The organism is Actinacidiphila sp. bgisy144, from assembly GCF_057708105.1.
Genome location: NZ_JBYIRM010000001.1, coordinates 437,052 through 449,309 on the forward strand (window position 1 = coordinate 437,052; position 12,258 = coordinate 449,309).

General features: G+C 70.5%; 16 protein-coding genes and 1 tRNA gene. 7 read left to right on the forward strand and 10 right to left on the reverse strand.

Features of this window, described 5'->3' with window-relative positions; all coding sequences use genetic code 11:
- Window positions 1-71: 71 nt before the first annotated feature.
- The 4 genes from rplJ to AC3EVP_RS02075 form a co-directional block, all read right to left on the reverse strand.
- Window positions 72-614, reverse strand: coding sequence for a 50S ribosomal protein L10 (rplJ, locus tag AC3EVP_RS02060; protein ID WP_335978287.1), 543 nt, complete (start codon window positions 612-614; stop codon window positions 72-74).
- A gap of 404 nt (window positions 615-1,018) precedes the next feature.
- Window positions 1,019-1,744, reverse strand: a complete 726-nt coding sequence (gene rplA, locus AC3EVP_RS02065) for a 50S ribosomal protein L1 (protein ID WP_335978291.1) — start codon at window positions 1,742-1,744, stop codon at window positions 1,019-1,021.
- An 84-nt stretch (window positions 1,745-1,828) separates the two neighbouring features.
- Window positions 1,829-2,263 carry a 50S ribosomal protein L11 gene (gene rplK, locus AC3EVP_RS02070; RefSeq protein WP_202235499.1) on the reverse strand — a complete coding sequence of 145 codons (435 nt, stop codon included), beginning with the start codon at window positions 2,261-2,263 and terminating at the stop codon, window positions 1,829-1,831.
- Between the two features lie 95 nt (window positions 2,264-2,358).
- Window positions 2,359-3,369 (reverse strand): helix-turn-helix transcriptional regulator, encoded by a 1,011-nt coding sequence (locus AC3EVP_RS02075; protein ID WP_435125194.1) that lies wholly within the window; start codon window positions 3,367-3,369, stop codon window positions 2,359-2,361.
- 97 nt (window positions 3,370-3,466) lie between these two features.
- Between AC3EVP_RS02075 and AC3EVP_RS02080 the strand changes: the two genes are divergently transcribed.
- Genes AC3EVP_RS02080 through AC3EVP_RS02090 form a run of 3 tightly spaced genes read left to right on the forward strand, consistent with a single transcriptional unit; the run spans window position 3,467 to window position 4,459 of the window.
- Window positions 3,467-3,889: a VOC family protein gene (locus tag AC3EVP_RS02080; protein WP_435125197.1), complete on the forward strand. Its 423-nt coding sequence runs from the start codon at window positions 3,467-3,469 to the stop codon at window positions 3,887-3,889.
- Between the two features lie 31 nt (window positions 3,890-3,920).
- Window positions 3,921-4,193 (forward strand): type II toxin-antitoxin system Phd/YefM family antitoxin, encoded by a 273-nt coding sequence (locus AC3EVP_RS02085; protein WP_435125199.1) that lies wholly within the window; start codon window positions 3,921-3,923, stop codon window positions 4,191-4,193.
- Complete coding sequence (locus AC3EVP_RS02090) at window positions 4,190-4,459, forward strand: type II toxin-antitoxin system RelE family toxin (protein ID WP_335978298.1); 270 nt, start codon at window positions 4,190-4,192, stop codon at window positions 4,457-4,459. Before AC3EVP_RS02085 ends, AC3EVP_RS02090 begins: the two co-directional genes overlap by 4 nt.
- A 15-nt stretch (window positions 4,460-4,474) precedes the next feature.
- On the opposite strand, the gene AC3EVP_RS02095 is transcribed toward AC3EVP_RS02090, so the two are convergent.
- On the reverse strand, window positions 4,475-4,582 hold the full coding sequence (locus AC3EVP_RS02095) for a DUF397 domain-containing protein (protein WP_435125202.1): 108 nt from the start codon (window positions 4,580-4,582) through the stop codon (window positions 4,475-4,477).
- Between the two features lie 14 nt (window positions 4,583-4,596).
- Complete coding sequence (locus AC3EVP_RS02100; RefSeq protein WP_435125205.1) at window positions 4,597-5,409, reverse strand: helix-turn-helix domain-containing protein; 813 nt, start codon at window positions 5,407-5,409, stop codon at window positions 4,597-4,599.
- Between the two features lie 132 nt (window positions 5,410-5,541).
- Here AC3EVP_RS02100 and AC3EVP_RS02105 point away from each other — a divergent pair, with 132 nt between their 5' ends.
- Together AC3EVP_RS02105 and AC3EVP_RS02110 are read left to right on the forward strand one after the other, a co-directional pair.
- A complete protein-coding gene (locus tag AC3EVP_RS02105; RefSeq protein ID WP_435125208.1) occupies window positions 5,542-6,012 on the forward strand; it encodes a hypothetical protein in 471 nt (156 codons plus the stop codon).
- A 287-nt stretch (window positions 6,013-6,299) separates the two neighbouring features.
- Window positions 6,300-7,037 (forward strand): SGNH/GDSL hydrolase family protein, encoded by a 738-nt coding sequence (locus tag AC3EVP_RS02110; RefSeq protein ID WP_335978531.1) that lies wholly within the window; start codon window positions 6,300-6,302, stop codon window positions 7,035-7,037.
- A gap of 95 nt (window positions 7,038-7,132) precedes the next feature.
- On the opposite strand, the gene nusG is transcribed toward AC3EVP_RS02110, so the two are convergent.
- The 3 genes from nusG to AC3EVP_RS02125 form a co-directional block, all read right to left on the reverse strand.
- Window positions 7,133-8,059 (reverse strand): transcription termination/antitermination protein NusG, encoded by a 927-nt coding sequence (gene nusG / locus AC3EVP_RS02115; RefSeq protein WP_435125210.1) that lies wholly within the window; start codon window positions 8,057-8,059, stop codon window positions 7,133-7,135.
- 87 nt (window positions 8,060-8,146) lie between these two features.
- A complete protein-coding gene (gene secE / locus AC3EVP_RS02120; protein ID WP_335978306.1) occupies window positions 8,147-8,428 on the reverse strand; it encodes a preprotein translocase subunit SecE in 282 nt (93 codons plus the stop codon).
- Window positions 8,429-8,534: 106 nt separating this feature from the next.
- Window positions 8,535-8,607: transfer RNA gene (locus AC3EVP_RS02125), tRNA-Trp, on the reverse strand.
- Window positions 8,608-8,769: 162 nt separating this feature from the next.
- Here AC3EVP_RS02125 and AC3EVP_RS02130 point away from each other — a divergent pair.
- Together AC3EVP_RS02130 and AC3EVP_RS02135 are read left to right on the forward strand one after the other, a co-directional pair.
- Entirely contained in the window at window positions 8,770-10,008 is a 1,239-nt protein-coding gene (locus AC3EVP_RS02130) for a pyridoxal phosphate-dependent aminotransferase (protein WP_435125214.1), read from the forward strand.
- Between the two features lie 100 nt (window positions 10,009-10,108).
- Window positions 10,109-11,143, forward strand: a complete 1,035-nt coding sequence (locus AC3EVP_RS02135) for an adenosine deaminase (protein ID WP_335978310.1) — start codon at window positions 10,109-10,111, stop codon at window positions 11,141-11,143.
- Here the strand turns inward: AC3EVP_RS02135 and AC3EVP_RS02140 are convergent, their stop codons facing one another.
- Window positions 11,144-12,199 carry a UDP-N-acetylmuramate dehydrogenase gene (locus AC3EVP_RS02140; RefSeq protein WP_435125217.1) on the reverse strand — a complete coding sequence of 352 codons (1,056 nt, stop codon included), beginning with the start codon at window positions 12,197-12,199 and terminating at the stop codon, window positions 11,144-11,146.
- Between the last annotated feature and the right edge of the window lie 59 nt (window positions 12,200-12,258).

Consider the following 12,258-nt stretch of genomic DNA (forward strand, 5'->3'; position numbering starts at 1 on the left):
CGCTCCGCGGGCGACCGGTACGGGTACCGGGCGCCCCGCCGGGTCAGGCGGCGGTCAATGTGCGAGCCGAGTTACTCGGCACCGCCCTGCTCTGCCTCGGCCTCGGCCTTCTTGGCCCGAAGCGCCTCCGCGGTGCGGACGAACTTCGACGGGAGCGCCTGGAAGAGCGCGGCAGCCTGGGACTGCTTGGCCTTCATGGCACCCGCCAGCTTGGCGAGCAGAACCTCGCGGGACTCGAGGTCCGCAAGCTTCTTGATCTCGTCGGCGGACAGCGCCTTGCCGTCAAGGACACCGCCCTTGATGACGAGAGCGGGGTTGTCCTTGGCGAAGTCGCGCAGACCCTTCGCCGCCTCGACCGGGTCACCGGTCACGAAGGCGACGGCCGACGGACCCGCGAACAGGTCGTCGAGCGTGTTGATCCCGGCCTCGTTGGCCGCGATCTTGGTCAGCGTGTTCTTCACCACGGCGTACGTGGCGTTCTCACCGAGCGAACGGCGCAGCGTCTTGAGCTGCGCCACGGTGAGACCGCGGTACTCGGTCAGCACTGCGGCGTTCGAGCTGCGGAACTTGTCCGTCAACTCGGCAACCGCGGCAGACTTGTCGGGCCTCGCCATGAGTCTCGGCCTCCTTCCGGGTGATTGCGGACCGCCCGGTTGACGAAGGGGACGTGACTGGCGCGAGCAACACAAACGCCCCGGGCGCAGGCGCACGGGGCGGAACTCGACGAGAGGGCGTCAGCACTCCCGGAGATCTTCATCCGATCACCTACGCGGGCCGTCCGCACCGAGCGGAATCCTTCGGCCGCCCCACCCGTTCCCGGGCACGGCGACAACCTGCGGTCTTTGGCTTCGCGTTGAGAGTACGGGACCCGAGGCCCGGAGGGCAAATCCTTCCCGAAAGGAAGGTTTTCCCGGGCCCCGGCACGGGAAAAGCGGGCGCCCCGCGACCGCCCGGGGGTGCCGGGGGGAGCGGGGCGCCGTGGTGCTGTCGTGCCGTCGTACTGCCGGCCGCACCGCCGTCAGAGGGCGGCGGGGTCCTCCTCGGTGAGGAGGTTGCGGGTGCGGTTGGAGTCGAGCGGGATGCCCGGGCCCATCGTGGTGGAGACGGCGGCCTTCTTGATGTAACGGCCCTTGGCCGCGGACGGCTTGAGCCGCAGGACCTCGTCCAGCGCCGCCGCGTAGTTCTCCACCAGCTTGGTCTCGTCGAAGGAGACCTTGCCGATGATGAAGTGCAGGTTCGAGTGCTTGTCGACGCGGAACTCGATCTTGCCGCCCTTGATGTCCGTGACCGCCTTCGCCACGTCCGGGGTGACCGTGCCGGTCTTCGGGTTCGGCATCAGACCGCGCGGGCCGAGCACGCGGCCCAGCCGGCCGACCTTGCCCATCAGGTCCGGGGTGGCGACGACGGCGTCGAAGTCGAGCCGGCCCTTCGACACCTCGTCGATCAGTTCGTCGGAGCCGACGATGTCGGCTCCCGCGGCTTCCGCGGCCGCAGCACGGTCACCGGTCGCGAAGACCAGGACCCGGGCGGTCTTGCCGGTGCCGTGCGGAAGGTTCACGGTGCCGCGGACCATCTGGTCGGCCTTGCGCGGGTCGACACCCAGGCGGAAGGCGACCTCGACGGTCGAGTCGAACTTGGTGGTCGCGGTCTCCTTCGCGAGACGGACGGCCTCCAGGGGCGCGTACACGCGCTCCCGGTCGATCTTGGCGTCCGCAGCGCGGAGAGACTTGCTGCGCTTGCTCACTTGCTGCTCCTACGTTGTCTTGGAGTCGTGGTCCGAGCCGAGCAGGCCCTTCCACTCACTGCCGGGTGTGGCCAGGTCGGCGGTTCAGCCCTGGACCGTGATGCCCATGGAACGGGCGGTACCCGCGATGATCTTCTCCGCGGCGTCCAGGTCGTTCGCGTTCAGGTCGGGGAGCTTCGTGGTGGCGATCTCCCGCACCTGCTCACGGCTGAGCGAGGCGACCTTCTTGACGTGGGGCTCGCCGGAGCCCTTGTCCACGCCCGCGGCCTTCAGGATGAGCTTCGCGGCCGGCGGGGTCTTGGTGATGAACGTGAAGGTACGGTCCTCGTAGACCGTGATCTCCACCGGGATCACCATGCCGCGCTGCGACTCGGTGGCCGCGTTGTAGGCCTTGCAGAACTCCATGATGTTCACGCCGTGCTGGCCCAGCGCGGGGCCGACCGGCGGCGCCGGGTTGGCCGCACCGGCGTTGATCTGGAGCTTGATCAGCCCCGTGACCTTCTTCTTCTTGGGAGGCATTGCTCTCTCCGGGTCTTGTTGAGAGTGTTCATGCCTGCGAGCAGGCATACCGCACCACGATAACGGGTACGGGGCCGCGCCCTGAAATCGCGAGGTCACCACGGGTCGCGCAGCGCCGACCGGTGCAGGCGGCCGGCGAGGGCGGCGACCAGGTCGCGGAGCTCGGCGGGGCGCTCGACGGCGAACGGCAGGTCGAGCGCGGCCAGGACGCCGGGCAGCCAGTCCAGGCGCTCCACGTGCAGTTCCACCCGGAGCCAGCCGGCGGGGTCGTCCGGGTCGGTGGGCTCTCCGTCCCGGGCGGCCGGGGGGTTCGTCACGACCGCGACGGACGCCGGCAGGCGGGTGCGGACCTCCTCCACGCTACCGGCGATCCGCAGCACCACCTCGTACCGGTAACGCGCGGTGGCGAACCCGGTCAGCACGCGCTCGGCCGGGTCGACGCCGGCGGGCGGGGAGAACGAGCCCGGCAGGGTGCGCGCCTCCGCGACGCGGTCGAGCCGGAACGTACGGTCCTCGCCGCCGGGCACCAGCGCGCCCGTGACGTACCAGCGGCCGGAGTGGACGACCAGGCCGTACGGGTGCAGCGTCCGTACGGTGGCGCGGCCGCCGGCGGCGGTGTGGCGGAAGGCGACCGGGCGGTGGTGGCGCACCGCGTCGGCGAGCGTGAGCAGCACGGCGCTGTCCGGCGCGGCGGGTTCCGCGCCGCCCGGGGCGGTGAGGGCGAGGGTGTCCAGCACGGTGTCGAGCCGGGCGCGCAGCCGCGCGGGCAGCACCCGGCGGATCTTGGCCGCCGCGGTCTCGCCGGCGGTGGCCGCTTCCGTGGCCAGGCCGAGGCGCCGGCCCGCGACCAGGCCGAGGAGCACGGCGAGGGCCTCGTCGTCGCTGAGCATCAGCGGGGGCAGGCGGTAGCCGGGGGCGAGCCGGTAGCCGCCGTAGCGGCCGCGGACCGACTCGACCGGCACGTCGAGGTCGAGGAGGTGGTCGGCGTACCGCCGCACCGTGCGCTCGTCCACGCCGAGCCGGTCGGCGAGTTCGGCGACGGTGCGGGTGCCGCCGGACTGGAGGAGTTCCAGCAGGGTGAGCACGCGGGCGGTGGGGCGGGACATACCTGCGATTCTGCCTCGGATACCGGGCGGGTTCTGCCCGGTATCCGTCCTAACGTGCGGTGGAGAGAACAGCACCCGACGACGTACGGAGCACCCCATGGAGTTCGCCTCGACCCGCATCATCACCGACGACGTGGCCCGCCTCGTCGGCTTCTACGAGCGCGTGACCGGCGTACGGGCCGACTGGGCCACCGAGGACTTCGCGGAGCTCCGCACCCCGGGGGCGACCCTGGCGATCGGCAGCACCCGCACGGTCCCCCTCTTCGCACCCGGCTCCGCCCGGCCCGCCGCCAACCACAGCGCGATCATCGAGTTCCTCGTGCCCGACGTGGACGCCGCCTACCGCGACCTCGCCGGTTCGGACTTCGTCAACGAGCCCACCACGATGCCCTGGGGCAACCGCTCCCTGCTGCTCCGCGACCCCGACGGCACTCTCGTCAACCTCTTCACCCCGGTCACGGCAGCCGCCCGCGAGAGGTTCGCCATGGATCAGGCGGCCACCGTTCATCCTCGGAGGTGACTGTGTACACATATCTGCGTACACTGGTGCCATGACCGAGAACACCGTGACCGTACGGGAAGCGCGCGCGCATCTCGCGGATCGCATCCACCACGCCGAAGAGGGCACGCCGACCGTCATCACCCGGAACGGCGAGCCCGTGGCGGCCCTGGTACCGATCGCGGACCTCAACGCCCTGGAGGAGGCCGCCGACCTGCTGCTGGCCCGGGAGGCGGAAGCGGCCCTCGCCGAGGGAGGCCCCACGGTGACCATGGCCGAGTTGCTGGCCGACCTGTTCGCCGAACGGGCTGACGGCGCGGCGTGAAGTACGCATTCCGTTTCCTCCCCGCGGCGCAACGCCAGCTCCGTGCCATCGATCGGCCCGCCGCGATGCGCATCCTCACCGCGCTCACCGCGCTCGGTGACGATCCTTACCGCGAAGACGCGGACGTCAAGAAGCTCATAGGCCCGTCCGACCTCTATCGGCTCCGCGTCGGCGCCTACCGCGTCGCCTACCGGGTCGAGGACGGTGAACTCCTCATCCTGGTCGTCAAGGTCGGCAACCGACGCGATGTCTACCGCGCCCTCTGACAGCACACGGCCGGCTCACCCGTCGAAACGGCCCCCGCGCACAGCCACCACGAATTGGGCGAACGAGTCCGCCGGGAACACCAGCGCCGGGCCGGCCTTGTCCTTCGAGTCCCGCACGGCCACCTGCCCGGTGGGGGTCAGATCGGCGACGTCGGCGTCTCGCCGGGGGCGAGTGCGCCCGCGCTGAGGGCGTCGAACTTGCGGTTGAACGCCCAGATGGTGGTGTCCTTGTCGCTGACATTGGAGCTGTCGGGCATGTCGGACTGGACGACCGTGAGCTTCGGCGCCTCCAGCTCCGGCAAGGTGAAGTTCGTGCTGGAGCGGTACGTAGCGATATCCAGCGGCAGGATCTGGACGGTCACATTATCGAGCTTCGTCAACCGGATGATCTCTTCGTACTGCTCCCGCATGACATCCGGGCCGCCGATCGTCCGCCGGAGCGCAGCCTCATCGAGGATGCACCACAGTTCCAGCGGACCTTCCCTGCCCGTGAGGCGTTCCTTCCGCTCCATACGCAGCTGGATGTTGCGCTCGACGAACTCCGTGGTGTGCTCCTCAACGGGCTTCGCGACCCGGAGCATCTCGCGGACGTAGCGCTCGGTCTGGAGAAGCGAGAACACGACGTTCGGCTGCCACGCACGGATCGCGCGGGCGCCCGTCTCCAGACCGACGTACATCGCCATGCCGGACGGCATCACGCTGCGGTACTGCGACCACCAACCGCGGTTGAGGGAGTCCCGGTGGATCTCCGCGAGGAAGTCGATGTCCTCCTGGCTCTCGACTCCGTACCGCTCCAGGAGAACCCGTAGCTCGGTGGTGGACTTGAGGGCCGTCAGGCCGTTCTCCACCCGGTAGAGCTTGGTGATGGAGAGGTCCAGCTCACTGACCGCCTCCGCGAGGGTGAACCCCGCCTTCTCGCGCAACCTGCGGAGCTCCGAGCCGAGTTGCATGCGCCGAACAGTGGGTCCGGTCGGTGCCGCCATGAGTCTGCCTCGCCGTGTACCGAGTCTACGAGCTCGACGCGGGAGCCCCGAGCGTTTAACGGACAGTCCGCACTCCGCGAAGGAACCGTCGAGGACGAGGTGGCGGCGGACCGGGACGGGCACGGGGTGCTGTGGGCCCGGATGGGCGAGGCGGTGGGGGTCGGGCGGCCCGACTACCGGGCCATGAGCTCCCACCGCCAACGCGTCGCCGCACTCTGCAAGTTGTGCCAGGTGTGCGGGAAGCCGGCCGACCGCAGCGCCAAGGGCTGGCTCTTCCTGATGCCGGGTGGAGGCGAAACGGAGGATCTGGAGGGGACGTTGACCACGAAGCCGCCGGTCTGCCACCCCTGCGCCAAGGTTGCCGTACGGCACTGCCCGCACCTCGCGGCACCGCTCTTCGTGCACTCCCGCAAGCCCCGCGTCTGGGGCGTGTTCGGCGGGTTCGTCACGCCCTCCCCCACCCGCGGCCTGGTCAACTCCGCGGACACGTACATGCCGTACGGCGACCGGGAGGCGGCGCCCTGGTTCCTGGCCTCCCAACTCGTCCTGGAACTCACCCGTTGCGGCTGAACGACGGCTCCACGCCGTGGCCGGGCGGCCGTTCACCCCCGCACAACCCCTCGGCACACCAGTGCGCCCCGGGGTGTCTCACGTGTCGCTGTCCAACACACCTGATTCCTGGGTACCACTGACTGACACTCAGGTCTACGCGTGGAGAATTCTTGGCATGGACACTTCCCAAGGGAAGCTACCGCGCGGTACCAAGGTGACGCAGCGATCCCGCCCTTGGAGGTTTCGTGAGACTCACAAAGTCCCTTACCGCTCTTGCCGCCACGGGGTTCGCCCTGGTGACAGCGATGTTGCTGGCGGCTCCGGCACAAGCCGCCGGGCCGGCGTACGTCGCGCTGGGCGACTCGTACGCAGCCGGCAACGGGGCCGGCAACTACATCAGTTCCAGCGGTGACTGCCACCGCAGCAACAGCGCGTACCCGGCCCTGTGGGCCAGCGCGCACAGCCCCTCCTCGTTCACGTTCGCCGCGTGCTCCGGCGCGGTGACCACGGACGTGATCAACAACCAGCTCAGCGCGCTGAACTCGTCCACCGGCCTGGTGAGCCTCACCGTCGGCGGCGACGACGCGGGCTTCTCCGACGTGATCACCACCTGCGTCACCGGCTCCGACGACACCTGCGTCAGCCGGGTCAACACCGCCGAGTCGTACATCACGAACACCCTTCCGGCCCGGCTGGACGCGGTGTACAACGCGGTCCACTCCAAGGCGCCCTCAGCGAAGGTCGTCGTGCTGGACTACCCGCACCTGTACAAGCTCAACACGCTCTGCCTCGGCCTCAGTTCGACCAAGCACAACAAGCTCAACGAGGCCGCCGACCTGATCGACTCGGTCATCTCGGCCCGCGCCTCCGCGCACGGCTTCACCTTCGGCGACGTGCGCACCACGTTCAGCGGCCACGAGCTGTGCTCCGGCGACGACTACCTGCACTCCCTGGTCATCAGCCCGACCTGGGAGTCCTACCACCCCACCGCCACCGGCCACTCCAAGGGCTACCTGCCGGTCCTGACGACCGACGCGTCCTGACCCGCACCCCCAGCACACGCAAGAGCCCCCGGCCGACGGGAGAACCGCCGACCGGGGGCTTCTTGGGAAGCCGGGGAACCGCGTCCCCGTGGAACCTAGTTCTTCTGGATCTGGTCGAAGCTCAGCTCGACCGGGGTCTCGCGGCCGAAGATCTCCACCAGGCCCTTGACCTTCTTGGAGTCCGGGTTGATCTCGTTGATCGTCGCCTGGAGGGTGGCGAAGGGGCCGTCGGTGACGGTGACCGAGTCGCCGACCTCGAAGTCGAGCACCTGGACCTCGACCTTGCGCGGCTGGGCCGTGCCCTCGGCGATCGCGGCGGCCTCGGCCGCGGCCTCCACCTCGGGGGCGAGCATCTTGACGATCTCGTCCAGCGTCAGCGGGTAGGGGTCGTAGGCGTTGCCGACGAAGCCGGTGACACCCGGGGTGTTGCGGACGACGCCCCAGGACTCGTTGGTGAGGTCCATGCGGACCAGCACATAGCCCGGGAGCTTGTTCTGCCGGATGGTCTTCCGGTCGCCGTTCTTGATCTGGACTACTTCTTCCTGGGGCACTTCGGCCTGGTAGATGTACTCCTCGACGTTGAGCGAGACGGCGCGCTGCTCCAGGTTGGACTTCACGCGGTTCTCGTAGCCGGCGTAGGTGTGGATGACGTACCACTCGCCGGGCAGGGTGCGCAGCTCCTCGCGGAACGCGGCGACCGCGTCGACCGGCTCGGCGGCCGGGGCCTCGGCCTCATCGGCCTCGTCGGCGTCCTCGTCGCCCGCGGTCTCGTCCGCCGCCTCGTCGTCAGCGGCTTCCTCGTCCGCGGCCTCGTCGGTGTCCGCTACGTCGTCGGCGCTGTCGGCGCCGTCGGCGTCCTCGGTGTGCACGGCTTCCTGCTCCGCCGGCTCCCCCTCGGCCAGGTCCGCAGCCTCGGCCTCGTCGATGTCGCCGTCAGCAGCGTCGACGATGTCGAGCGCGGACTCCTCGTCCGCCGCGGACTCGTCGGTGACGTCGGCATCGTGCGCGTTGGGGTCAGACACGTGACTGCTCTTCCTGACTTCTCAAAGGGTGGGACATACGGCTCGCCGCCGAGCACACCGGCGCGGGCCGCGGGTTCGAGCGAAGGCTCATCCGAAGACGTACGAGACAAGCTTCTCGAAACCGTAGTCAACCACGCTGACGAACGCGATGACGACGACAACGAACACAATCACCACAGTGGTGTACGTCGACAGGTCATTGCGGCTCGGCCAGACGACCTTGCGCAGTTCGGCGACGATCTGACGGTAGAAGAGCGCGAGACGACCGAGCGGGCCCTTCTTGCCGCGCTTACCACCGCGGCGGGGCTTCTTGCCGGTCTCCTTGTCGTCCTCAGCAGGGACCTCAACGGAGTCCGTGATCTCAGTCACTCGTCCTCACCTGACTCCGGGTCGTGGCCATGCCGCGCCCGTCGCGCGGTACGGCGAGTGCTTCTGTCTGCTACCTGCGCCCACGCCCACCGTCGGACGTGTGGAGCAGGGTCGGAGGGACTCGAACCCACAACCCCTGGTTTTGGAGACCAGTGCTCTGCCAATTGAGCTACGACCCTACGTAGACACCCCCAACGTACCGCAACGGTACGACAGGAGGGCCACGACCGATGAGTGTACGTGGTCCGGGCCGCCCCGTCGAACGCCTTGCACGCGAAAGATCAAAACCGGCCCGGTGAACTCGGGTGCCGGGGCCGCCCGGGGAATGGGACGATGCACCCATGAGCGCAGCCACTCCCTCCGCACAGTCTGCTACCGACCGGCGGGTATCGGCCCGTATCGGGGCGATCTCCGAGTCCGCGACGCTGGCCGTGGACGCCAAGGCCAAGGCCCTCAAGGCGGCCGGGCGCCCGGTGATCGGCTTCGGTGCCGGCGAGCCCGACTTCCCCACCCCCGACTACATCGTCGACGCGGCCGTGGAAGCCTGCCGGAACCCGAAGTTCCACCGCTACACGCCGGCCGGCGGCCTGCCCGAGCTGAAGGCCGCCATCGCCGCCAAGACGCTCCGCGACTCCGGCTACGAGGTGGACGCCTCGCAGGTCCTGGTCACCAACGGCGGGAAGCAGGCGATCTACGAGGCGTTCGCCGCGGTCCTCGACCCGGGCGACGAGGTCATCGTGCCCGCGCCGTACTGGACCACCTACCCGGAGTCGATCCGGCTCGCCGGCGGCGTGCCGGTCGAGGTCGTCGCCGACGAGACCACCGGCTACCGGGTGTCGGTCGAGCAGCTGGAGGCGGCCCGCACCGAGCGCACCAAGGTGGTGCTCTTCGTCTCCCCGTCCAACCCGACCGGCGCGGTCTACGGCCCGGCCGAGACCGAGGCGATCGGCCGCTGGGCGGTCGAGCACGGCCTGTGGGTGCTCACCGACGAGATCTACGAGCACCTGGTCTACGGCGACGCGGCCTTCACCTCGCTGCCCGCGGTCGTGCCCGAGCTGCGCGACAAGTGCCTGGTGGTCAACGGCGTCGCGAAGACCTACGCGATGACCGGCTGGCGGGTCGGGTGGATCATCGGCCCCAAGGACATCGTCAAGGCGGCCACCAACCTCCAGTCGCACGCCACCTCCAACGTCAACAACGTGGCGCAGGCGGCCGCGCTCGCCGCGGTCAGCGGCGACCTGTCCGCGGTCGCGGAGATGCGCGCCGCCTTCGACCGCCGCCGGCAGACGATCGTCCGCATGCTCAACGAGATCGACGGCGTGGTCTGCCCGGTCCCCGAGGGCGCGTTCTACGTCTACCCGTCGGTGAAGGCGCTGCTGGGCAGGGAGATCCGCGGCCAGCGCCCGCAGACCTCGGTCGAGCTGGCCGCGCTCATCCTCGACGAGGCCGAGGTCGCGGTGGTGCCCGGTGAGGCGTTCGGCACACCCGGCTACCTGCGGCTGAGCTACGCGCTGGGCGACGAGGACCTGGTCGAGGGCGTCTCGCGGCTCCAGAAGCTGCTCGCGGAGGCCACCGCCTAGGACGCTCCGGCCGCCTTGTACGGCCGATCGCCCTTTCGGGCAAGCCCCCGTTCGGTGAAAGTGGTACCGGGCGGGGGCCGACCTGTAGCAGGATCTATAGATGGCACGCGAGGTAGGGACGACGGCGCGCGAGATCCGCGAGCTGCCCAAAGCACATCTGCATCTGCACTTCACCGGGTCCATGCGGCCCGCGACTCTGCTGGAACTGGCCGACAGGCACGGGGTGCGGCTGCCCGAGGCGCTGACCTCGGGTGAGCCCCCGAAACTGCGTGCCACCGACGAGCGCGGCTGGTTCCGCTTCCAGCGGCTCTACGACATCGCCCGCTCGTGCCTGCGCACCCCCGAGGACATCCAGCGGCTGGTCCGGGAGGCCGCCGAGGAGGACGCCGCCGACGGCTCCGGCTGGCTGGAGATCCAGGTCGACCCGACCTCGTACGCGCCCCGGCTGGGCGGGCTGATTCCCACGCTGGAGATCATCCTCGACGCGGTGCGCAGCGCCTCGCGCGACACCGGCGTGGGCATGGCCGTGATCGTGGCCGCGAACCGGATGAAGCACCCGCTGGACGCCCGTACCCTGGCCCGGCTCGCGGTCCGGTACGCCGACCAGGGGGTGATCGGCTTCGGGCTGTCCAACGACGAACGGCGCGGGCTGGCGCGGGACTTCGACCGGGCGTTCGCGATCGCCCGCGAGGGCGGGCTGCTCGCGGCCCCGCACGGCGGGGAGCTGGCCGGGCCGTCGAGCGTCCGCGACTGCCTGGACGACCTGCACGCCCAGCGGGTCGGGCACGGGGTGCGCGCTGCCGAGGACCCCTACCTGCTGCGGCGCCTGGCGGACTCCGAGGTCACCTGCGAGGTCTGCCCGGCGTCGAACGTCGCGCTCGGCGTCTACGACAAACCCGAGGACGTGCCGCTGCGGACGCTGTGGGACGCCGGGGTGCCGATGGCGCTCGGCGCCGACGACCCGCTGCTGTTCGGCGCGCGGCTGGCCGCCCAGTACGAGATCGCGCGGGACGCCCACGGGTTCTCCGACCTCGAACTGGCGGAGCTGGCCCGGCAGTCCGTCCGCGCCTCCCGCGCCCCCAAGGAGGTCCGCGACCGCCTCCTCGCCGACATCACCGCCTGGGCGGCGCCCTAGCTACAGGGCCGTGCCCACGAAGACCGGTTCGTTGACGAGGGTGACGCCGAAGGCGGCGTGGACGCCGTCGCGGACCTCGCGGGCGAGGGCGAGGAGGTCGGCGGTGGTGGCGGTGCCGCGGTTGGTCAGGGCGAGGGTGTGCTTCGTGGAGATGCGGGCGGGCCCGGAACCGTAGCCCTTGGGGAAGCCGGCCTTGTCGATCAGCCAGGCCGCGGAGGTCTTCACGTGGTCGGTGTCGGCCGGGTAGGCGGGCGGGATGACCTCCGGGCCGAGGTGCTCCTTCACCCGGACCAGGAACCGCGCGTGCTCGGCGGCGCTGAGCACCGGGTTGGTGAAGAACGACCCGGCGGACCAGGTGTCGTGGTCCGCGGCGTCCAGCACCATGCCCTTGCCGGCGCGCAGCGCGAGCACCGCCGTACGGGCCTCGGCGAGCGGCACCCGGTCGCCGGCCTCGACACCGAGTGCCCGGGCCGTCTCGGGGTACTTCAGGGGCGCCGACAGCCCGCCCGCGTCCTCCAGCTCGAACCGCACCCGCAGCACCACGTGCCGGTCGGGTTCGGCCTTGAACCGGCTGTGGCGGTAGGCGAAGCCGCACTCGGCGTTCGGCAGGGTGACGACCTCGTCGCGACCGCGGTCGTAGGCGACCACCTCGCTGACCGTGGCGGACACCTCCTGGCCGTACGCCCCGACGTTCTGGATCGGGGTGGCGCCGGCCGAGCCGGGGATGCCGGCCAGGCACTCGACCCCGGCCAGCCCCGCCTCGACGGTGCGGGCCACCGCGTCGGACCAGACCTCGCCGGCCGCCAGCTCCAGTGTCCTGCCGTGCAGCGCGACCCCGCCGGTGGCGATGCGGACGGCGGTGCCGTCGAAGCCCTCGTCGGCGATCACCAGGTTGCTGCCGCCGCCGACCAGCAGCACCGGCTCGCCGCGCGTGTCCGCCGCGCGCACCGCGGCGACCACGTCCGCGTCGGTGCGGGCGGTCACCAGCCGCCGGGCCGGGCCTCCCAGCCGGAAGGTGGTCAGCGGCGCAAGTTCGGCGTTCTCGGTCACATCCACGCGGAAAGCCTACGTTCCCCGCGCCCGCGAGGGGGCCGGGGAACGCGCCGGCCCGGCGG